This window comes from Streptomyces inhibens, assembly GCF_003389455.1.
Lineage (GTDB): Bacteria > Actinomycetota > Actinomycetes > Streptomycetales > Streptomycetaceae > Streptomyces > Streptomyces inhibens.
Genome location: NZ_QUAC01000142.1, coordinates 1 through 21313 on the forward strand (window position 1 = coordinate 1; position 21313 = coordinate 21313).

Genomic DNA, 21313 nt, shown 5'->3' on the forward strand with positions numbered 1-21313 from the left:
CCGGCCGGAACGCCCCCGCCCGCCCCGCCCGCGAGCGGGCCGCCGCGCCCGGCGCGCAGCGCGCCCGACCGGTATCGAGCACCTCTGGAACGGACATACATGAGCGAGCGCAGCATGGGGGTCCCCCCGGCCGAAGGCTGGGGGAGAATCATGGAGAGGTGCGCGCCGAGCGATTGCGAGGCAGGGCGAAGCGAGGCTTGGGCATGAGCGACGCGGTGGCTCCTGCCGTCATCGACCTCAACGCCGACCTCGGGGAAGGCTTCGGCCGCTGGCAGCTCACCGACGACGAGGCGCTGCTGTCCGTGGTCACCAGCGCCAATGTCGCCTGCGGCTTCCACGCCGGCGACCCGGCCACGATGCGGCGGGTGTGCGAACTGGCCGTCGAGCGCGGTGTGGTCATCGGCGCCCAGGTCTCCTACCGCGACCTGGCCGGCTTCGGCCGGCGCGCGATGGATGTGCCGCCGGGCGAACTGGCCGACGAAATCACCTACCAGATCGGTGCGCTGGAGGTCTTCGCGCGCGCCGCCGGTGCCCGCGTCGGCTACGTCAAACCGCACGGCGCGCTCTACAACCGCTGTGTCCACGACGAGGAGCAGGCCGGCGCCGTCATCGAGGGCATCCGCACCGCGGGCGGCGCGCTCCCGGTCCTCGGCCTCGCCGGCTCCCGGCTGCACGAGGCCGCCCGCCGGGCCGGGCTGCCCGTCGTGGGCGAGGCGTTCGCCGACCGCGCCTACACCGCCGAGGGCACCCTCGTGCCGCGCCGGGAGCCCGGCGCCGTACTCCACGACCCCGACGAGGTCGTCAAGCGCGCCCTGGGCATGGCCCGCGACCGCGCCGTCACCTCCCTCGACGGCCGGCGGGTCGAGATCACCGCCCGTTCGCTGTGTCTGCACGGCGACACCCCGGGCGCCGCCGGCCTCGCCCGGCGCGTACGGTCCGAGCTGACCTCGGCCGGTGTGCGCGTACGGAGCTTCGTATGAGGCCGCTGCCGGTCGGCGAACACGGGCTGCTCATCGAGCTGGACGACGCCGCGGAGGTCGAGGCGCTGCACGCCGAGCTGCTGCGCCGGGCGGCCGACGGCACCCTGCCGCCGGTGCGCGAGATCGTGCCGGCCGCCCGCACGGTGCTGCTCGACGGTCTCACCGACCCCCGCGGGCTGATCGCCGAACTCGCCGCCTGGGACATTCCGCCGCTCACCGCCGGCGACCGGCCCGCCGTCGAGATCCCGGTCCGCTATGACGGCCCCGATCTCGCCGATGTCGCCGCCCTGTGGGACGTCACCCCGAACGAGGTGGTGCGGCTGCACTCCGCCACCGAATTCCATGTCGCCTTCTGCGGTTTCGCCCCCGGCTTCGGCTATCTGACCGGTCTGCCCGCGCCGCTGCACGTACCGCGCCGGGACACTCCCCGTACCAAGGTCCCGGTCGGCTCGGTCGCGCTCGCCGGCCCGTACACCGGTGTCTATCCGCGCTCCTCCCCCGGCGGCTGGCAGCTGATCGGCACCACCGACACCGTCCTGTGGGACCCGCGACGGGAGCCCGCCGCGCTGCTCGCACCCGGTACCCGGGTCCGCTTCGTCCCGCAGGAGACCGCCCGATGACCGACCGCGCCCTCTCGGTCGTCCGGGCCGGTGCGCTCACCACCGTCCAGGACCTCGGCAGGCCCGGCCACGCCCACCTCGGCGTGCCGCGCGCGGGCGCCCTGGACGAGCCCGCGCACCGCCTCGCCAACCGCCTGGTCGGCAACCCCGAGTCGGCCGCCGGCCTGGAGACGACGCTGACGGGCTGTGCCGTCCGCGTCCGTACGGCCACCACCGTCGCCGTCACCGGCGCCCCCTGCCCGGTGACCGTCGACGGCCGTCCCGCGCCCTGGGGCGCCCCGGTCCGCGTCCCGGCGGGCGCCGTCCTGGACGCCGGGCCCGCCACCCACGGTCTGCGCTCGCACCTCGCCTTCGCCGGCGGGATCGTCACCGAAGAGGTGCTCGGCAGCCGCGCCGCCGATCTCCTCTCCGGCCTGGGCCCGGACCCGCTCACCGACGGCGCGGTCCTCCCGCTGGGCGACCCGCACGGTCCGCCGGCCACCGCCGACGCCGTCCCGTACCCCGGCCCGGTGACGGAGCTGCTGCTGCCGTTCCTGCCGGGCCCGCGCGACGCCTGGTTCACCGCCGCCGGTCTGCGCACCTTGACCACCGGCCGCTTCCGGGTCTCCCCGGCGAGCAACCGCATCGGTCTGCGCACCGAGGGCCCGCCCCTGGAGCGCGCCCGCTCCGGCGAACTCCCCAGCGAGGGCATGCCGCTGGGCGCCCTCCAGGTCCCGCCCGACGGTCTCCCGGTGCTCTTCCTGCACGATCACCCCACCACCGGCGGCTACCCCGTCATCGGCGTCGTCCCCGAGCGCTACCTGGCCCCCGCGGCGCAGGCGGCACCGGGGACACCGGTGCGGTTCGTCCGCGCGCGGTAGCGGGGCTCCGGAGCCGGCGGGCGGCCGGTCAGCCGCCGTCCGCCGCCCCGTATCCGCCGCCGCCCGGCGTCCGCAGCACCAGTACGTCGTCCACGCCGACGTCCGCCGCGTCACAGCCCCGCAACTCCTCGCGCGAACCGTCCGCCCGCTCGATGGAGTTGGCGCCCAGTGCGCCCGGGGCACCGCCCGCCATGCCGTACGGCGGGATCCTGCGGTGGTTGGTCAGCAGGGCGACGGTCATCGGTTCCAGGAAGCGCAGCCGGCGCTCGGCCCCGCAGCCGCCGTGCCAGCGGCCCGCGCCGCCGCTGCCGGAGCGGATGGCGAAGCTGTCGACGCGCACGGGGTAGCGCCATTCCAGCACTTCGGGGTCGGTCAGCCGGGAGTTGGTCATATGGGTCTGCACCGCGTCCGCGCCGTCGAAGCCGTCGCCCGCGCCCGAACCGCTGGCGACGGTCTCGTAGTACTGCACCCGGTCGTTGCCGAAGGTGAGGTTGTTCATCGTGCCCGAGCCCTCGGCCTGGACGCCGAGCGCGGCGTAGAGCGCGCCGGTGACCGCCTGGGAGGTCTCCACATTGCCGGCGACGGTGGCCGCCGGGAAGACGGGGGCGAGCATCGAGCCCTCCGGGATACGGACCTGGACGGGTTTGAGGCAGCCGCTGTTGAGCGGGATGTCGTCGGCAACCAGGGTGCGGAAGACGTACAGGACGGCCGCCATCACCACCGAGCTGGGCGCGTTGGCGTTGCCGGGCTGCTGGGGTGAGGTGCCGGCGAAGTCCAGCACCGCGCTGCGGGCGGTGCGGTCGACGGTCAGCGCGACATGGATCTCGGCCCCGCTGTCGGTCTCGTAGCGGCAGCTGCCGTCCGACAGCCCCGCGATGATCCGCCGCACCGATTCCTCGGCGTTGTCCTGGACGTGCCCCATATAGGCCCGTACGACATCCAGCCCGAACTGCTCGGTCATCCGCCGCAGTTCATGGATGCCCTTCTCGTTGGCGGCGATCTGGGCGCGCAGATCGGCGAGGTTGGCGTCCGGTGCGCGCGAGGGGTACGGGCCGGCGGTGAGCAGTTGCCGGGTCTCGCGCTCGCGCAGCTCGCCGTCGCGTACCAGCAGCCAGTTGTCGAAGAGGATGCCCTCCTCCTGGATGGTGCTGCTGAAGGCGGGCATCGACCCCGGGGTGATGCCGCCGATCTCGGCGTGATGGCCGCGGGAGGCCACCAGGAACAGCAGCTCGGGCCCCTCACCCGCGGCGTCATCCGCCGGTGCCTCGGAGAAGACCGGGGTGACGACCGTGACGTCGGGGAGGTGGGTGCCGCCGTGGTACGGGTCGTTGATCGCATACACGTCGCCCGGCCGCATCTCGTCGCCACGGCGCCTGAGCACCTCCTTGATGGACTCCCCCATCGAGCCCAGGTGCACCGGAATGTGCGGGGCGTTGGCGATCAGATTGCCCTCGGCGTCGAAGAGCGCGCAGGAGAAGTCCAGGCGCTCCTTGATGTTGACGGAGTGCGCGGTGTTCTCCAGTCGGACGCCCATCTGCTCGGCGATGGCCATGAAGAGGCTGTTGAAGACCTCCAGCATCACCGGGTCGGCTTCGGTGCCGACCGCGACCCGGTCGGTGCGCGGCCGGGTCCGGGTCAGCAGGAGGTGGCCGCGGTCGCCCATGGCGGCCTGCCAGTCCGGGTCGAGGACCGTGGTCGCGTCCTCCTCGGCGATGATCGCCGGGCCGGTGAGGGTGTCGCCGGGGCGCAGGTCGGTGCGCCGGTGCAGGGCGGTGTCCCGCCAGCGCCCGCCCACATACATCCGGACCGTGGCGGCGGGCGTCAACTCGCCTTCCCTGCCGCCGGTTTGTACCTCGTAGCCGCGCGCGCCGCCGGCCTCGCCCAGCGCCTCGACCGAGACCGCCTCGGCCACCAGCGGTTTGTCCATGGTGAAGGCGTAGCGCTCGCGGTGTGCCCGGACGAATTCCGCGGCCATGGTGCCGGCGTCGGCCAAGGGGACGCCGATGGTGGAGTCGGTCCCGGCGTAGCGGACGAGCACCCGGGCGCGGGTGGTAATCGACGCGTCCGGCACCCCGTCGTCGAGGAGTTCGCGCCGGGTCTGCCCGGCGAGCGTCTGGCACACCTCGTGTACGTGGTCGAGGGCCGCGGCGTCGGTGAACTCGGCCTCGACGGCCTGTTCGCGCATCGCGGTGGCGTCGGCGACCCCGATGCCGTACGCGGAGAGCACGCCGGCCAGCGGCGGGACGAGGACCGTGTTGATGCCCAGCGCGTCGGCGACCGCGCAGGCGTGCTGGCCGCCGGCGCCGCCGAAGCTGGTGAGGGCGTAGCGGGTGATGTCATGGCCGCGCTGGACGGAGATCTTCTTGACGGCGTTCGCCATGTTGAGCACGGCGATCTCCAGGAATCCGGCGGCGACTTCCTCGGGGCCGCGGTCGTCCCCGGTCTCGGCGGCGGCCCGCCGGGCCAGCTCGGCGAAGCGGGTGCGGACCACCTCGGCGTCCAGCGGCTGATCGCCGTCCGGCCCGAACACGGCGGGGAAATGGCCGGGCTGGATGCGTCCGAGCATCACATTGGCGTCGGTGACGGCGAGCGGGCCGCCGCGCCGGTAGCAGGCCGGTCCCGGGTCCGCGCCGGCCGAGTCGGGGCCGACCCGGTAGCGGCGCCCGTCGAAGTGCAGTACGGAGCCGCCGCCGGCCGCGACGGTGTGGATGTTCATCATGGGCGCGCGCATCCGTACGCCCGCGACCTCGTTGCCGAAGACCCGCTCGAACTCGCCGGCGTAGTGCGACACATCGGTGGAGGTGCCGCCCATGTCGAAGCCGATCACCCGGTCGTGGCCGTCGCCGGCCTCGGCGGCCGTACGGACCATGCCGACGACACCGCCCGCCGGGCCGGACAGCACCGCGTCCTTGCCACGGAAGTGCGCCGCCTTGCGCAGTCCGCCGTTGGACTGCATGAACATCAGCCGGATGCCGGGGAGTTGGGCGGCGATCTCGTCGACGTAGCGGCCCAGGATCGGGGAGAGATAGGCGTCGACGACGGTGGTGTCGCCGCGCGGCACCAGCTTCATCAGCGGACTGACCTCGTGCGAGCAGCTGACCTGCGCGAAGCCGGCCCGTCTGGCCAGCTCGGCGACGGCCTCCTCGTGGTCGGCGTACCGGTAGCCGTGCAGCAGCACCACGGCGGCGCTGCGCAGGCCGTCCGCGCGGGCCCTGATCAGCGCCCGGCGGACCGCGTCGGTGTCCAGCGGCCGGACGAGCTCACCGTGCGCGCCGACCCGCTCCGGCACCTCGATCACCCGGTCGTAGAGCGCCTGCGGCAGCACGATCCGCCGGTCGAAGATCCGCGGCCGGTTCTGGTAGGCGATCCGCAGCGCGTCCCGGAACCCTTCGGTGGTCAGCAGCACCGTCGGCTCGCCCGTGCGCTCCAGCAGGGCGTTGGTGGCGACGGTGGTCCCCATCTTGACGACGGAGACCTGCTCGGCGGGCACCGGCTCGTCCGGGCCGAGCCCCAGCATCATCCGGATGCCGGCCACCGCGGCGTCCCGATAGCGCTCGGGGTGGTGCGAGAGCAGCTTGCCGGTGACCAGCCGCCCGTCCGGTCGCCTGCCGACGACGTCCGTGAACGTGCCACCCCGGTCGATCCAGAACTCCCAGCGTCCGGTCATCCCGCCATTGTCGCAGCGCCCTTCATGGTGGCAGCGGCTTTCGGCTCGGACAGTGCGGCCAGCGCCGTCCGCGTGGTGCGCTCGGCGGCGGCGTCCAGCAGCCGCCCGGACCCGGCCAGGCCGTGCCGGCACTCCTGGAGCGCCAGGGCGAGCAGACCGGGCAGCAGATCGGTGCACCGGTCGGCGACCCAGCGGGTCCCGCGGGTCGCCATCCAGAGGGCGGAGGCGAGGCGGGTCGGCGGCGGGCCGTCGAGCGTGAGCGGGGGCGGAGGTCCGACGGGCCGGCCGGTGTCGGCGAGCGCCGTGTGGAAGCCGCGGGCCAGCAGCCGGTGGCCGCGCTCGCTGGGGTGCAGCCGGTCCACGCTCCAGGAGGCAGGCTCGGCGACCCACGCATGGTCGGCCAGGTGCAGATGGACGCCGCCGTAGCGGGCGGACACCGCATGGACGACGGTGTTCACGGCGCGCATCCGGCGGGCCAGCGGACGGGCCAGTGGCCCGGGCAGCCCCAGCATCCGGCCCGGGTCGGGCAGACACGCCGTCAGCACCACGGCCCCGTCGGCGCTCAGCGCGCGGTGCGCCAGGTCCAGTGCGGCGGCGACCCGCTCGATGGCGAAGGCGGCGCGCAGGGTGTCGTTCGCCCCGACGACCAACGACGCGAACTGCGGTGTGTGCTCGCGCGCGGCGGGCAGTTGCCGCTCGGCGACATCCGCCGCCAGCGCCCCGCTCTGCGCCAGGTTGACCAGCTGTACGGTCCCCGGCCGCTCGCCCAGCGCCGCGGCGAGCAGTGCGGCCCAGCCGCGCCAGCCGCCGCCCGGCACCGGATCGCCCAGCCCCTCGGTCAGCGAATCGCCGAGCGCCACAAAGCGGGCCGGGGCCGCGCAACGATCGCCGCCGCCCGGCGTCTGCACCGGTATCGGCACCCCCTCCGGTCTCACCGTCACCACCCGCCCCGCGGTCCGGCCGGGTGCGGGGCCACCGGCGCGGTGAGCGCCCGGCCCACCGGCGCGGGCGCGTCGTGCGCCGCCAGGAAGGCGTCGATCGCGGGCTGCCAGCCGTAGCCCTCGGCCCGTTGGCGGGCGGCGGTACGCCGGGCGGCCTCGGGCCGGGCCAGCACCCGCTGGACGGCATCGGCGAAGGAGGGCCCGTCGTCGAGCGCCGTATCGCCCCCGTTGCCGACGAGACCGGCCAGCGCCGAGGCCGCGCTGGCGACCACCGGTGTGCCGCAGGCGAGCGCCTCCAGGGCGGCCAGCCCGAACGTCTCGGCAGGTCCGGGCGCCAGCGCCAGATCGGCGCCGGCCTGCAGCGCGGCCACCCGGGACCGGTCGGCGAGATGCCCGAGGAACGCCACCGGCAGCCGCTCGGCCCGCACCCGGGACTCCAGCCGCGCCCGCAGCGGCCCGTCGCCGACCACCACCAGCGCCGCATCGACCCCGCGCCGCCGCAGCTCCGCCAGCGCGTCCAGCGCCCGGCCCGGCCGCTTCTCCTGCGACAGCCGGGAGCAGAGCAGCAGCAGGACCTCGGCCCGGCCGGCACAGCGCCGCCGCAGCTCCGCGCTGCGGCAGTCCGGGTGCCAGGCGGCGAGGTCGACACCCAGCGGCGCGCGCACCACATTGCGGGCGCCGGCCCGGGTGAACTCCGCCGCCGCCCACTCGGTGGTGCACACCACCCGGCTGTAGGCGTGCGCCGTACGGCGGTTGAGCCGGTCCGCTGCGGTGCGGGCGAGCGGGCGCGGTACGCCCCAGGTGCGCAGCACCCCGTCCACGCTCTCGTGCGAGACCATCACCGCGGGGACCCGGGCCCGGCGCGCCCACTCCCCCGTCCAGCGCAGCGTCGTACGGTCGGAGACCTCCAGCCGGTCGGGGGCCAGCGCGTGCAGCAGATGCTGTAGCCGGCGGCGGTCGGTCAGCATGCGGTAGCCGCCGCTGCCGGGCAGCTCCGGCCCCGGCAGGGTGATCACCCGCCCCTGCCCGGTGAGTTCGTCCCGTATGCCGCCTGCGCTGTCCGCGCCGCGCGAATCGCCGGGCGGTCCGGGCACGATGAGCACCGGCTCGTGCCCGGCAGCCCGGTAGCCCGCGCCGAGTTCGCGCAGTGCGGTGCGCAGCCCGCCGGAGGCCGGGGTGACGAAGTTGGCGATCCGGACGATCCGCAGACCGCTGCCGGTCCTGCGCCCTCTCGTCTGCGGGGTCATGCCGCCACCGCCGTCCGGTCGGCGAGCACGGCCTCGTAGTGGCCCAGGAGCTGGTCGCCCACCGCCTCCCAGGTGCGGTCCGCAACGGCTGTGCGGGCCGCGGCGCCGTACCGTACGCGCAGCTCGGCGCTGCCCGCGAGGAAGCGCACCGCGTCCCGGAACGCGCCCCCGTCGCCCGGGGTCACCAGCAGCCCCGTACGGCCGTGGTCGACCAGGTCGAGCGGTCCGCCCGCGCGCGGCGCCACCACCGGCAGACCGGAGGCCATCGCCTCCTGCACGGTCTGGCAGAAGGTCTCGTACGGCCCGGTGTGGACGAAGACGTCCAAGGAGGCGTAGAGCCGGGCGAGTTCATCGCCGGTGCGGCGGCCCAGGAAGCGGACCTCGGGCAGCGCAGCCCGCAGCCCGGCGGCGCTGGGACCCTCGCCGATGACGACGGTGCGTACGCCCGGCAGCCGCGAGGTCTCGGCCAGCAGCCGGACGTCCTTCTCCGGCGCGAGCCGTCCCACGTACCCCACCAGCAGCTCCCGCCCCGCGGCCAGCGAGCTGCGCAGCACCGCGTCGCGCCGCCCGGGGTGGAACCGCCGGGAATCGACACCGCGCGGCCACAGGTGGACCCGCGGTACCCCGTGCTCCGTCAGATCCAGCAGCGCCGCGCTGGAGGGCGCCAGGGTGCGGTCGGCGGCGGCGTGCACCGCCCGGATGCGCCGCCAGGCCGTGGCCGCGCCGCCGCCGAGGTAGGTACGGGCGTAGCGGCCCAGGTCGGTCTGGTAGACGGCGACGGCGGGGACCCGCCGCCGGGCGGCGGCCGCCATCCCGCGGGCGCCGAGGACGAAGGGGCTGGCGAGGTGCACCAGGTCGGGCCGGTGGTCGGCGAGCGCGGCGGACAGCCGCCGCCCGGGGAGCGCGATACGCACCTGCGGATAGCCGGGCAGCGGCATCGAGGGCACCCGGACGACGGGGCAGGGGCTCTCGTACATACCGGCGGCCGGGGCATAGCCACCGAGCGGCGCGATGACCAGTGGATCGTGCCCGCGCCGGACGAGGTGCCGGGCGGTTTCCAGGGCGCAGTGGGCGACGCCGTTGACATCGGGCGGGAAGGATTCGGTGACGATGACGACACGCATACGGCTGTTGTCGGCGCGCCGTGCGTGGAGGGGGCCAAGGGGATCTTTCCAGCCGGCGAACGTCCCATGAGCGTTCCCCTGCGCCTGGCGTGGGGCGCCCCTGTGTACGGCGTGCCCGGGCGGCCCGGGCGCCCGGATGTCACGCTGGAAACGGACCTGACGCCGAGCGGACGACGAGGAGAGCCCAGTGACGGCGGACGACGCGGAGACGGGCGAGCCCTCGGACGGCATTCCCCCGCAGATCGGCGCCCCGGCACGCCGGGCGCTGGAGCGGGCGGGCTATCTGCGGCTGTCGCAGCTGGCCGGGGCCAGCGAGACGGAGCTGCGGCAGCTGCACGGGATGGGACCCAAGGCACTGGGCATCCTGCGCGATGCGCTGGCGGCCCAGGGGATGTCGTTCGCCGAGGAGTGAGCGGACCGGCCGCCCCTTGACGCCCCGGTCTCACACCGCCGAGGCGTCCGGCCCGAATCTGCTGCGCACGGCCGTCTGGACCTCGTCCTCCTCGGCCGGGTCGGCGGCCAGCCGGCGGAGCTGCTCGACGACCCGGTCGTCGCCGGTGGCGGCGTGCCGGGCGGCCAGCTCCCGGGTGGTCTCCTCGCAGTCCCACAGGCACTCGACGGCGAAGCCGGCCGCGAAACCGGGGTCGGTGGCGGCGAGCGCACCGGCGGCCCGGCCGCGGAGCTGGGAGGAGGACGTCTCGCGGTAGACGTGCCGCAGGACGGGGGCGGCGCAGGCGACGCCGAGGCGGCCGACGCCGTCGACCAGCTCCCACAGGGCGTGCGCGTCCGGACCGTCCTCGCGGACGGTTCTGCGCAGCGCGGCCAGCACCAGCTCGGCATCGCGCCGGCCACCACGGCGGGCGAGCATCGCGGCGGCGGACATGCCCAGCCGGTCCGTGCGACGCGCCCAGACGCGGGCCCGCTCGACGGCGGCCACACTGCGCATCCGTTCGAAGGAGGCGAGCGCGGCGGAGGCCAGCTGCTCGGAGGAGAAGGGGTCGACGGCCGCGGACTCGATCAGGTCGAGGACGTCCGGATCGCCGCGCTCGGCGAGGTGGTGCAGCACGGCGGCGCGCGCCGCGTCCGGTCCGCTGCGCGCGGCGCGCAGCAGCTCGGGGCGGTCCTCGGGGCCGACGACGGCGGCCAGGCAGCGGGCGGCGGCGAGGTGCCGGTGCTCCGCGGGCTCCAGGTCCAGGCCCTGCTGGGCCCACTCCAGGACCTCGGCCACGCTCCAGCCGGGGCGCGGCCCGCGGGGCCGCAGCTGCCGCTGCCAGCGGTCGAAGGAGCCCTGCTCCCCGGCGGCGGCCAGTCGTGCGCCGTAACGGGGGTCCTCGGCCCACAGCCGCCAGGGCCGCGGCTCGAAGGCGTCACGGACGGCGGCGGCCAGCTCGGCCTCGCCCTGCTCGGTCCCGGGGAAGCGGGCCAGGACGGCGGGGGCGAGGCTCATCAGCCCGGCGTCGTCGTCACGCAGAGCGAGCTCGTCCAGGGCCCAGCGCCAGTTGCTGCCCGCCGCGGCGTAGCTGCGCAGCAGCAGCCGGGCGGCGTCCCTGCCGTACGCGGCGAGGTGGCCCAGCACCGCGAGCGCGAGGCCGGTGCGCTCCTCCCCCGTGTCCACGAGGTCGTCGGGGTGGAAGAGGTGGCGTTCGATCTCCTCGAGCCCGCCGTCGAGCTGCATGTAGAGGCGCGCGTAGTAGAGCGAGCGGTTCTCGACCTGCCAGTCGCGCCGGGGGTCGCGCAGCACACTGTCGTTGAGTGCCGCGAGCGCCTCGGCCCGCGGCGCCGCGAGGGCATGCAGCGTCCCGTCGCCGCGGCCTCGCTGAAGGAGGCCGAGCAGGGTGCCACTGGGCGCTATGTCTGGATCGAACATGAGGTCAGCATCCGGTGCGGGGGACAGGCTGGCAACGGGATTTCCGCTGACCGGCATTCTTGCCGGTGACTGCGGGCCGTATGCCTCGTTCCCACCATGGATCGGCGGAAACGCCTGCTGTACGGCGGCCGAAGCCTAGCCTGGAAGCTGTCATTCCGCAGATTCGCCCCGGGGTTGCCACCGAAGGCCGCTGGCATATGCCGGATGCACCACCGTATCGGGTAGTGCCAAATCCCTTACGGACGGTCGCAGCCTGTGCAACAGTCGTTACAGGCCCTTCAGCCCGGCGCCGCCTGATCACGGAGTACGTCATGCCGTCCCCTCTCTTCGCGGATCACCCAGCCGACCGGCCCCCCGAGCGCGACACGGTCGAGGCACTCATCACGCAGGCTCGCCGCCTGCGTGGCGGTCTCGACGCGGTGCGCCGGGAGTCCACGGTGGACACCGACCTCGCCGTCGACCCGCAGCTGCGCTGGCAGCGGGCGCTGTGCGATCTCGCCGTGCACCACCTCGACGACCTCGGGGGCCATCTCGACCAGCTGAGAGAGGGCCTGCCCGCCGAGAGCGAGGACGACCTCGCGCCGGAGGCCGAGCTGCCGGCCGCCCCGCCGGAGCCCGAGCCGCACGGGCGCGGTGCGCTGCTGCGCCGGGTCGGCAGCGCCGAGTGGAATCTGCTCACCGACGAGGTCAGCTGGTCCGACGAGCTCTTCGCGATGTTCGGCAGGTCCCCCGCCGACGGCCCGCTGACCCTTGACGAGCTGCCGTCCCTGGTCCACGCCGAGGACCAGGAGGGGCTGGCCACGATGGTCACCGACTGCCTGGTGGACGGCCGGCCGATCGACGGCGAGTTCCGCATCGTGCGTCCGGACGCGAGTCTGCGCACGGTGCACATGGTGGGCGAGCCGGTGCTCGACGCCGACGGCAGCACCGCATGCATGTGGGCCGTGCTGCGGGACGTCAGCGAGCTGCGCCGCAGCCAGCAGGCGGTACGCGAGACCCGTGACTCGCTGCACCGCGAGCGGCAGATCGCGCAGACCGAGCACCGGCTTGCGGTCGAGCTGCAGGAGGCCGTGCTACCGCCCTGGCGCGGCTCCCTGCGGTTCCCGCAGGGCGGCCCGGTCGCCCTCGATCTCGCCGGGCGCTATCTGCCGTCCGGCACCCGCGCACTGATCGGCGGCGACTGGTACGACGCGCTGCAACTCCCGGACGGCAGCACGCTGTTGAGCGTCGGCGATCTCACCGGGCACGGCGTCACCGCGACCTCGGGCATGGCAATGGTGCTCGGCGCGCTGCGCGGTATGGCGGTCGCGGGACAGCGGCCCGCTCCCCTGATGGGCTTCCTCAATCAGCTGCTGGACACCGCCGCCCAGCCGGCGCTCGGCAGCGCGGTGTGCGGCCGGTTCGACCCCGGTACCCGCAGGCTGGAGTGGGCCCAGGCGGGGCACCCCGCACCGCTGCTCTTCCGCGGCGGCACGGGGCGCGCGCTGGACCCGCCCGAGGGCGTACTCCTCGGGGCGACGTCGGGTGCGGCATACACCCAGCACACCGAGCAACTGGAACCCGGCGACCTGCTCGTGCTGCACACCGACGGACTGGTGCCACACCGTACGCATGGCGCGGACACCGCCCATGAGGGTGCCGAGCGACTCCTCGCCCTGGCGCCGCGGTTCGCCGCGGCCCGCAGTGCGCAGGACAGCGTCCGCATCGTCGTCGAGGAGTTCGGCAGCGTCGAACGCGAGGACGACGCATGTGTGCTGATCGCCAGGGTCGGCGACTGACACACACCGCGGCAGCTGAGGGCGGACCGGCCGCCCCGAAGCCGGCCGCCCCGAAGGCGTCGGGTGAGGGATCGTCAGTTATCAGGTGGGGCGGCAGATCTGGCCACGACGCTTCGCCATGCACAGGTCTCCATGCTCGGACCGCATGACGCACCGTCACATCTGCGGCACATCCCGCTTCAGGCCCGGTAGTTGGACCGCGAAGCAGCACCTCGAAACCAGACCTCGAAACCGGATCGGCATCAGACCGATCAGACCGATCAGACACCAGGTCAGACCGAGAAGGTGTCCCCGAGTCCCGATCCGAGCCCTGGGCTGAGCCGTACCCCCTTGGCCTTGGGCTTCGCCTTCGGCAGGACATCCTGGATCTCCTCGCGCAGGTCCTGGATCTTGGCGTAGTTCGCGTACTGCCCGGTGAGCCGGAACATTTCACGGAGCCGGTCCCAGGTGCGATGGGAGGAGTTCTCACCGATGGACACCAGCGCCAGCCTGGCGTAGCGGTCGGCCTGTTCGGGGTCGTCGCCGATGAAGCAGGCCGACGCCATCGAGATGTAGTCGAAGATCTGCGATCGCTGGCGGCCGTTCTCCCGTAGCCTCAGCGCCTGCTTGGCGTGGTGCTGGGCGATCCTGGCGGCCGCTGGATCGTGGTCGGCCAGGGTACGGAAGGCCAGCGCCTGCATACCGTGCAGATCCGCCTCGTCGAACATCTGCATCCAGCACGGCGGCGGTACATCGCCCTTGTCCGAGATGAAGAGCTCCTCCGCCTCGCCCAGGGTGCGGCGCATCGCCTGGCCATGGCCCTTGGACGCCTGCGCCCAGGCCTCGATGGTGTGCAGCATGGCGCGGGTGCGCGGCAGGGTTTCCTCGCCGGAGCCGGACTTGGCCAGCTTCATCAGGTCCAGCGCGTCGTCGGGGCGGCCCAGATGGACCATCTGACGGGCGGCGCGGGAGAGCGCCTCCCCGGCGCGCGGGCGGTCGCCGCCCTCGCGTGCCGCATGGGCGGCGATGATGAAGTACTTCTGGGCGGTGGGCTCCAGGCCCACGTCATGGGACATCCAGCCGGCCAGCACCGCCAGATTGGCGGCCACCCCCCACAGTCTGCGCTGCAGATGGTCGGGGTGGCGATAGGCGAGCATGCCGCCCACCTCGTTGAGCTGGCCCACCACGGCCTTGCGCTGCAGTCCGCCGCCGCGGGCCGCGTCCCAGGCGCGGAACACCTCGACCGAGCGCTCCAGCGCATCGATCTCCTGCGACCCCACGGGGGCCGCCTCGTAACGGTCGAGGCCGATCTGGTCGAATTCGTCGAAGGAGTCGGAAGCGAACGGGTTCTCGGGGCGTGGGGCGGGGGCCGGGTCGGTGTGCAGCCATTCGTGCATGGCGCCGGTGAGTGCGGAGCCCGCGGCGAGCGCAGCGCCCGCACCCACCAAGCCGCGTCGGTTGAGCATGAGGTCCATTCCCGTGAATTCCGTGAGGACCGCAGCGGTCCGTTCGGGAGCCCACGGCAGACCGTCCATGGCCTGCCGCTTCCCCGAGCGACCGGTTCTTGCGAACCCGAGGTCCTCGATGGTTACGACACGGCCGAGGCGCTCGGTGAACAGGGAAGCCAGGACCTTGGGCACCGGATCCCGGGGGCTCTCCCCCATATCGATCCAGCGCCGCACGCGCGAGGTGTCGGTCGCCAGCTGCGGATGGCCCATGGCCGCCGCCTGCCGGTTGACCAGTCTCGCCAGTTCTCCTTTGGACCAGCCGGCCAGGCCGAAAAGGTCCGCGAGACGGGTGTTCGGCTCTCTGTCCACGTCAAGCCCCCAGGTTCCTCGACTGAGTTGACAGTAACCGGCCGTGACATGGGCTGCGACCATTCGCCAGGGTTCGCCAGGGTGCGCCAGATGGTCTGCCACCCGCAGCCGCGTGTTCTGTAGATATGCCGCCCCCGGCCCGGTGGCGGGACCGCATTCCCCAGGGTGCGCGCCCTTCACAGGGACCCTGGATCGGCCTCCTGCACGGGGCCCGTTCACGGTTCCCTCCACCGGGCCGGGGAGCGCACGCAACTCGTCGGCGCACGAAGGGATCTGTCTCACCCATGTATGCAGCATCGTCCTCCGTGACCGCCCCCACCCGGCCGTACCGCCCGCACCCCACCGGAAGCGGGCCATATCTCGCTCCCTCGCCTTCTGCGGGGGCGGTGACCGGACTCCCCGGCGGCCGTACCCGGCGGCCACAGGGGGCGAGCACCCAACCGCTCAGCGGGAGACTCGACTTGTCCGGCCCCCAGGGCGCTCAGCTGCGCGCCGCCGTCGCCTCGGTGCACCGCATCTGTCCGGAGTTCAATCCGGTCCAGGTGCTGCGGCGCAGCGGCAGGTCCGTCCTCCTGGTAGGCACCACAGGCCGTATGACCGCAGTCGCCAAGTGTTTACTGGACCACTCCCCCGCGTGGGCGGAAAGGTTCCGGCAGGAAATAAGTGCATACCGCGCATTCGTCCGGCATCGCCCGCCGGTACGGGTGCCGCGGCTCGTGGCGGCCGACCCCGACAACTGCACGCTGATCGTGGAGCGGATGCCCGGCCGGGTCGCCGCCATGACCCGGCATCCGTCCGAGGCGCCTCCCCGCGCGGACGTACGGGCCGCGCTCGGCGCGATCTGCCGGATCAATGTCTGGCGCCCGCCGGCGGGTCTGTTCGACGCACCGCTGGACTACGCGGGCCGGATCGGCCGCTATCACGACCTGGGGCTGCTCACCGACCGGGACCTGGGCGATCTGCAGAAGCTGTTGCACGGCCTCTCGCACACCCAGGGCCAGTTCTGCCACGGTGACGCACTGCTGAACAATGTACTGCTGTCCCCCGCGGGTCCGGTGCTGCTGGACTGGGACAACGCCGGCTGGTATCTGCCGGGCTACGACCTGGCGACGCTGTGGTCGGTGCTCGGTGACGCCCCGGTGGCCCGCCGACAGATCAGCCAGCTCGCCCAGAATGCCGGACCGGCCTCGCGGGACGCCTTCCTGGTGAATCTGATGCTGGTGCTCACCCGCGAGATCCGACGTTACGAAACCGCGGTCCAACGGACCATGCGCGAGCCCACGCCGACGGGGACGCCGGGTCCGGGACAACCCGGGGTCCCCGCGGCGGGCGAGGAGCAGCGGCTGCTCCTGCGCCGGCTGCACGACGACTGCCAGATGGCGCGGCGTGCGGTACGGGCGGCGGTCGGCACCCGCTGACCGCCGAGGGGGGATTGTGAGCGGCGCGCCCGGGTACGGGGTGCGCCGCTCACCCATGTGCACCGTCCGGCCCTCGCTCGACTCCTTCGCCGGCCGGTCCGTGGCCACCGCCGTCCGAGCCCTGGCCATTGGTCCATTCCACTGACGCCTCGCAGGCCCGGCAACCGGTCCGGGAAGGCTCCTCTCAAGATGCCCTGACATGCGGAATCCCGACCCGAGATGGTGATTGACGGACCGTCGGCAAACGTATAGCTCTAGGGTCACAGGGGCTCTAGTCTTTCGGTTCCCGCCCCGTACGGCCGTTTGCGCACCAACCGTCACACCGCTCCGGCTCGGGCCGGTTCGAGGAGGTTGCTTTGCGAGGATCCGCCCCGGAAGACGAGAAGAGAATCCACCGCCCCGCCCTGCGCAGATCCGCCACCGCCGTCGCGGCTGCGGTGCTGCTGCTGCCGCTCTCGGGAGCACCGTCCGCGAGCGCCGGGCAGCCCCGGACGGACGATCTGCAGCGCGCCTTCACCGATGCCGCCGCCCGTTTCCATGTGCCGCGCAGTGTGCTGCTCGGCGTCTCGTATCTGGAGTCCCGCTGGGACGGCCACGGCGGCGCGCCCAGCGTCTCCGGGGGCTACGGCCCGATGCATCTGACCGACGCCCGCACGGCCCTGGCGCGGGCGCCGGAGTTCAGCGAGGGCGACGAGGATGCCCGCGGTGACGGCGCACGCGCCCGTAAGCGGGTGCCGGCCGACGCGGCGGAGCGGGCCGCGCTGCCGGCCGAACTCCCCGCCCGGCTGCGTACGTTGGACACGGCCGCGCGGCTGACCGGTCTGCCGGCCGAGAAGCTGCGCACGGACCCGGCGGCGAATGTGCTCGGTGGGGCGGCGCTGCTCGCGGCGGAGCAGCGCAAGCTGGGGCTGTCCGCCGGCGCGGATCCGGCCGAGTGGTACGCGGCGGTGGCGCGCTACGGCGGCCAGGACAGTGCGCGCGGCGGTAAGGCGTTCGCGGACGAGGTGTACGCGGTGATGCGCCAGGGCCAGGCGCGCACGACCGACGCGGGGCAGCGGGTCACGCTGGCCGCCACGCCCACGCTCGCTCCCGACACCGCACAGCAGAAACGTCTCGGCGGTCCCGCCACCCGGGCGGCCGCGCCGGGCGCCGGGCGCGCGCTGGAGTGCCCCTGGAACGTCGCCTGCGAGTCGGTCCCGGCGCCGTACGAGGAGTTCGACGGCAACGACTACGGCAACCACGATCTGGCGGACCGCCCCAAGGACCAGAAGTTCAACGCCATCATCATCCATGACACCGAGGGGTCCTGGGACGTCACCCTGAAGCTGATCAAGGACCCGAAGTATGTGTCCTGGCACTACACGATCCGCTCCTCGGACGGCTTGATCGCCCAGCATGTGCCGACCAAGGACGTGGCTTGGCACGCCGGCAACTGGTACATCAACTCGCACTCCATCGGCATCGAGCACGAGGGCTTCCTCGCCGCACCGGACGCCTGGTACACGGAGGCGATGTACCGCACATCGGCCCGTCTGGTGAAGTATCTGAGCCGCAAGTACGACGTCCCGCTGGACCGGCAGCACATCCTGGGCCACGACAATGTGCCCGGCACGACGACGCCCACGATCCCCGGTATGCACACCGACCCCGGCCCGTTCTGGGACTGGGCGCACTACTTCTCCCTGCTGGGCAAGCCGTTCCACCGCACGGCGGGATCGCACGGCGGGCTGGTCACCGTCCTCCCCGACTACGACGAGAACAAGCCGCTCTACACCAGCTGCGAGAAGGCCGGTGACACCTGCGCGCCGCACGGTTCCACGGCGGTGCGGCTGTACAGCGCGCCGGACGAGAACGCACCGCTGGTCAAGGACGTCGGGCTGCATCCGGACGGCAGGGACTCGACGAACGGCGTGAACGACACCGGTGCCCGCGCCACGACGGGCCAGCGGTTCGCGGTGGCGGGCCGGTCCGGTGACTGGACGGCGATCTGGTACCTCGGCCAGATGGCGTGGTTCCACAATCCGCACGACGAGCCGACGGCGGTGAACGCCAAGGGGCTGATCGCCACCCCGAAGGCAGGCCGGGAGGAGATCCCGGTCTACGGCCGCGCGTACCCGGAGAAGGAGGCCTACCCGGCCGGTGTGCCGTACCAGACGGTCTCCCCGCTGCCGTACAAGCTCACCGCCGGCCAGGAGTACGCCGTCGGGGGCCGGATGACGGGCGACTACTTCTACGCCCCGACCTTCGATGTCTCCAAGCACGCGATCGTGCGCGGCGCGGATGTCTACTACGAGATCCAGCTCGGTCACCGGGTCGGCTTTGTGCGGGCGGCCGACGTCGACGTGCGGCAATCGGATTCGTAGGGCAGGCCCCGGCTCCGCTCGCCCGGCGGTCGGGTGAGCACATCGCGCCCGGTGGACGGCGATCCGTCCACCGGGCGCGAGGCATGTCCGCTCCGCTGTCTGCGCCGGGGCTCAGCCCTGCTGGAAGAGCTCCGCCGGCAGCGGCTTGAGCAGGGCGTAGAGGTCGTCGGTGATCGGCCGGTCCCAGCTGGCGATGGTGACCAGCACGCCGTCGTTGCGGTCGAACTGGGCGCAGGAGATCCGGCCCTCGGAGCACTTGATGCGCTTGACGATCAGCAGGTTGTCGTCGTGCATCACCGGGGTGTCCTCGCTCTCGACGACCGTCACCGGCTCGTCGTTGCCGAGCGCCGCGAGCAGCTGGGCCACCTCGAAGGGCACCTCGTCGTCGTCGAGGTCGCGGGCCGGGGAGCCCTCCGGCAGATTGCCGATGATCATCGCGGGGCCGCGGCCGCCGAAGAGGTCGTAGCGGAGGAAGACGCCCTGGCAGCTCCCGTCGGGCGCGGGCAGCAGCCCGGCTCCGAGATTGCCCGGCCAGTCCCCGGGGTCCATGGCGAGGACGTCGAAGTCAGGCCCGGCGGGCGTGGCTGCGCTGCGGCGGCGGAGGAAGGACATGCCGCCATCGTACGTGGCCCGGCCGGGCTCGCCGCGCGGACGTCGAGGTAAGCGTCACCCGGTGGGCGAAGCCGCCGGCCGCCCTGTTGCCGCTTCTGTGGCCCGGCCGGCCAGCGCGCCGAGGAGGCGCAGCGCCTCGTCGGCGGCGTCGTACGGCACGAAGAGGTGATCGTGGTGGAAGCCGGCGACGACATTGCAGCTGAGGCCGGCCTGTGCGAGTGCGGTGGCGACGGCGGCGGTCAGTCCGACGGCGTCCAGCGCGGAGTGCACCCGCAGGGTGATCCAGCCGGCGACATAGTCGTACGCCAGGCCCGCCCGGTCGGCCTCTTCCTGACGGACGACGAGGGTGTGGCCTTCGGGCTCGGCGACGGTGACGACCGGCGTCAGGCCCTCGGGGAGAGCGCCGGGCACGGTCGTAAAGACATAGCGGCCCTCGTTCAGCTCGGGTCGCATGTCGCTCAGCAGGACCTGGAGATCGTGTTCGCCCGTCATGCGGCCCACCTTACGGTGCGCCGTCCCGCCCTTCCCGGCGTCGTTCGTGGTGGCGGGCGACCCGGGCGCGGTTGCCGCAGGAGGGGGTGCACCACTCCTGGCGGGCGTGATCCTTGACGAAGTAGCGCACACAGCGCGGGGCCGGGCAGGCCCGCAGCAGCGCGCGGTCGGGGCCGTCGAGGAAGGCGATGGCGGCGCGGGCCAGCGCGGCGACGATCCGGTCGGCGGCGGGTGGGGAGCCGGCCGGGTGCAGCCGCAGCTCGGGCGGCGCACCGGGGTCCCAGCTGAGCTGCGGTGCGGTGGGGACCAGGGCCGCGGCGGCGTTCAGCCGGCCGATCGCCTCGCTCTCCGGGAGCAGCCGGTGGGCGTCGGCGGAGCTGGGTGGTCCGGGCCGGACGGCGCGCGCGAACAGCGACCGGACGGCGGCCCGCAGCTCCCGTACGGCGGTGTGCAGCGCCTGGTCCGGGATGACCGGGTCGGCGGCGCAGTCCAGCAGCGCGGCCCGCTCGCGCAGCCATGCCGCGAGGCCGGCCGTATCGGCGAGGTCGTCGGCGACGCCGCCGTGGCCGTCGTGGCGGATGGTGACGGCGAGATCCAGTGCGAGCCGTGTTGCGGTCATGAAGCTAATGGTAACGTCGCCGACAGCCATTAACACCTCCGGGGGCGGCATGGCCGAGCTACGTCAACTGCCGTGCGGCCTCCCGGTCTTCGCGGGCGAGCTGCCCACGTTCGCTCCAACCCACCCGGCCGGCCCACCGCCGCGCCATCGATCACCGGACGAAGGGGTTGCCGTGACCATGACGACGGACCGGGCGCTGCCCGCCGAGGAGGTACGGGCCGAGGTCGAGGCGGGCCAGCGGCGGCTGCGTGCCCTGCTGCCCGCGCTCACCGACGCCCAGGTGCGTGAGCCGAGCGCGCTGCCCGGCTGGTCGCGCGCCCATGTCCTCTCCCATATCGAGGGCATCGGCCTGGCCATGGCCCGGCAGGCCCGCTATGCGCTGCGCGGTGAGCTGATCGAGCCGTACGACGGCGGCCGCCCGGCGCGCGCGGCCGGGATCGAGGCCGGTGCGGTGCGCGATGCGGCGGCGCTCGGACACGCCGTACGGGCCGCGCTGACCGAGGCGTCGGCGGCCTGGGCGGCGGTCGGCCCGGCCGACTGGTCGCGCCCGGTGCACTACCGCGACGGTGATCTGCGCACCGCGTTGCTGTGCTGGTGGCGGGAGTTGGCGATCCATACGGCGGACGCCCGGATCGGCCACGGACCGCGGGACTGGCCGCGGGAGCTGTGCCGCCACCTCCTGGACCACCTGGCGCCGCGCGCACCGAAGGATCTGCACCTCGTACTGGAGGCCACCGACGGCTCGCTCACGCGGCACTACGGATCCGGTGCCGCGCAGACGGTGACCGTCCGCGGCCCGCTCACCGATCTCACCGCCTGGATGGCCGGCCGTGCGCCGCACCAGCCGCTCGACTGCCGTCGGTCGGGGGCGAAGGCCCCGCTGCCCGAGCTGCTCGACTGGCCGTAGCGAACCCCCGCCGGCCTCCGAC

17 protein-coding genes are annotated in these 21313 nt (G+C 73.7%); 8 read left to right on the forward strand and 9 right to left on the reverse strand.

What is annotated here, in order from left to right; translation table 11 throughout:
- Positions 1–203 precede the first annotated feature (203 nt).
- From DY245_RS18155 to DY245_RS18165, 3 genes are read left to right on the forward strand one after another with little or no spacing between them, the layout of a single operon-like run.
- Positions 204–980, forward strand: a complete 777-nt coding sequence (locus tag DY245_RS18155) for a LamB/YcsF family protein (protein ID WP_128508306.1) — start codon at positions 204–206, stop codon at positions 978–980.
- Positions 977–1600 carry a 5-oxoprolinase subunit PxpB gene (pxpB, locus tag DY245_RS18160; protein WP_128508307.1) on the forward strand — a complete coding sequence of 208 codons (624 nt, stop codon included), beginning with the start codon at positions 977–979 and terminating at the stop codon, positions 1598–1600. Before DY245_RS18155 ends, pxpB begins: the two co-directional genes overlap by 4 nt.
- Entirely contained in the window at positions 1597–2460 is an 864-nt protein-coding gene (locus DY245_RS18165) for a 5-oxoprolinase subunit C family protein (RefSeq protein ID WP_128508308.1), read from the forward strand. Before pxpB ends, DY245_RS18165 begins: the two co-directional genes overlap by 4 nt.
- 28 nt (positions 2461–2488) lie before the next feature.
- Here the strand turns inward: DY245_RS18165 and DY245_RS18170 are convergent, their stop codons facing one another.
- From DY245_RS18170 to DY245_RS18185, 4 genes are read right to left on the reverse strand one after another with little or no spacing between them, the layout of a single operon-like run.
- A complete protein-coding gene (locus DY245_RS18170) occupies positions 2489–6127 on the reverse strand; it encodes a hydantoinase B/oxoprolinase family protein (RefSeq protein WP_128508309.1) in 3639 nt (1212 codons plus the stop codon).
- On the reverse strand, positions 6124–7047 hold the full coding sequence (locus tag DY245_RS18175) for an SGNH/GDSL hydrolase family protein (protein ID WP_425329406.1): 924 nt from the start codon (positions 7045–7047) through the stop codon (positions 6124–6126). Before DY245_RS18175 ends, DY245_RS18170 begins: the two co-directional genes overlap by 4 nt.
- A gap of 17 nt (positions 7048–7064) precedes the next feature.
- Positions 7065–8315, reverse strand: a complete 1251-nt coding sequence (locus DY245_RS18180; protein ID WP_128508311.1) for a glycosyltransferase — start codon at positions 8313–8315, stop codon at positions 7065–7067.
- A complete protein-coding gene (locus DY245_RS18185) occupies positions 8312–9439 on the reverse strand; it encodes a glycosyltransferase family 4 protein (RefSeq protein ID WP_128508312.1) in 1128 nt (375 codons plus the stop codon). The genes DY245_RS18180 and DY245_RS18185 overlap by 4 nt, the downstream gene beginning before the upstream one ends.
- Before the next feature lie 187 nt (positions 9440–9626).
- On the opposite strand from DY245_RS18185, the gene DY245_RS18190 reads away from it, so the two are divergent.
- A complete protein-coding gene (locus DY245_RS18190; protein ID WP_244943110.1) occupies positions 9627–9851 on the forward strand; it encodes a helix-hairpin-helix domain-containing protein in 225 nt (74 codons plus the stop codon).
- A gap of 30 nt (positions 9852–9881) precedes the next feature.
- On the opposite strand, the gene DY245_RS18195 is transcribed toward DY245_RS18190, so the two are convergent.
- The gene (locus DY245_RS18195) at positions 9882–11306 is read right to left on the reverse strand and encodes a HEAT repeat domain-containing protein (protein ID WP_128508313.1); all 1425 of its coding nucleotides are present in this window, start codon (positions 11304–11306) and stop codon (positions 9882–9884) included.
- Positions 11307–11617: 311 nt separating this feature from the next.
- On the opposite strand from DY245_RS18195, the gene DY245_RS18200 reads away from it, so the two are divergent.
- Positions 11618–13084 carry a PP2C family protein-serine/threonine phosphatase gene (locus DY245_RS18200; protein WP_128508314.1) on the forward strand — a complete coding sequence of 489 codons (1467 nt, stop codon included), beginning with the start codon at positions 11618–11620 and terminating at the stop codon, positions 13082–13084.
- Positions 13085–13356: 272 nt separating this feature from the next.
- Here DY245_RS18200 and DY245_RS18205 read toward each other — a convergent pair whose 3' ends face one another.
- On the reverse strand, positions 13357–14880 hold the full coding sequence (locus DY245_RS18205) for a DNA-binding protein NsdB (protein WP_128508315.1): 1524 nt from the start codon (positions 14878–14880) through the stop codon (positions 13357–13359).
- Positions 14881–15164: 284 nt separating this feature from the next.
- Between DY245_RS18205 and DY245_RS18210 the strand changes: the two genes are divergently transcribed.
- Both DY245_RS18210 and DY245_RS18215 read left to right on the forward strand, forming a co-directional pair.
- Positions 15165–16298 carry an aminoglycoside phosphotransferase family protein gene (locus DY245_RS18210; RefSeq protein WP_128508316.1) on the forward strand — a complete coding sequence of 378 codons (1134 nt, stop codon included), beginning with the start codon at positions 15165–15167 and terminating at the stop codon, positions 16296–16298.
- Between the two features lie 356 nt (positions 16299–16654).
- On the forward strand, positions 16655–18661 hold the full coding sequence (locus DY245_RS18215; protein ID WP_128508317.1) for an N-acetylmuramoyl-L-alanine amidase: 2007 nt from the start codon (positions 16655–16657) through the stop codon (positions 18659–18661).
- 111 nt (positions 18662–18772) lie between these two features.
- Here the strand turns inward: DY245_RS18215 and DY245_RS18220 are convergent, their stop codons facing one another.
- From DY245_RS18220 to DY245_RS18230, 3 genes are read right to left on the reverse strand one after another with little or no spacing between them, the layout of a single operon-like run.
- Positions 18773–19273: a hypothetical protein gene (locus DY245_RS18220; RefSeq protein ID WP_128508318.1), complete on the reverse strand. Its 501-nt coding sequence runs from the start codon at positions 19271–19273 to the stop codon at positions 18773–18775.
- A 54-nt stretch (positions 19274–19327) separates the two neighbouring features.
- Complete coding sequence (locus DY245_RS18225; protein WP_128508319.1) at positions 19328–19765, reverse strand: ACT domain-containing protein; 438 nt, start codon at positions 19763–19765, stop codon at positions 19328–19330.
- A gap of 10 nt (positions 19766–19775) precedes the next feature.
- Positions 19776–20384 (reverse strand): CGNR zinc finger domain-containing protein, encoded by a 609-nt coding sequence (locus DY245_RS18230; RefSeq protein ID WP_128508320.1) that lies wholly within the window; start codon positions 20382–20384, stop codon positions 19776–19778.
- A 178-nt stretch (positions 20385–20562) separates the two neighbouring features.
- Here DY245_RS18230 and DY245_RS18235 point away from each other — a divergent pair, with 178 nt between their 5' ends.
- Positions 20563–21291 carry a maleylpyruvate isomerase family mycothiol-dependent enzyme gene (locus DY245_RS18235; protein ID WP_128508339.1) on the forward strand — a complete coding sequence of 243 codons (729 nt, stop codon included), beginning with the start codon at positions 20563–20565 and terminating at the stop codon, positions 21289–21291.
- The last annotated feature ends 22 nt before the right edge of the window (positions 21292–21313 follow it).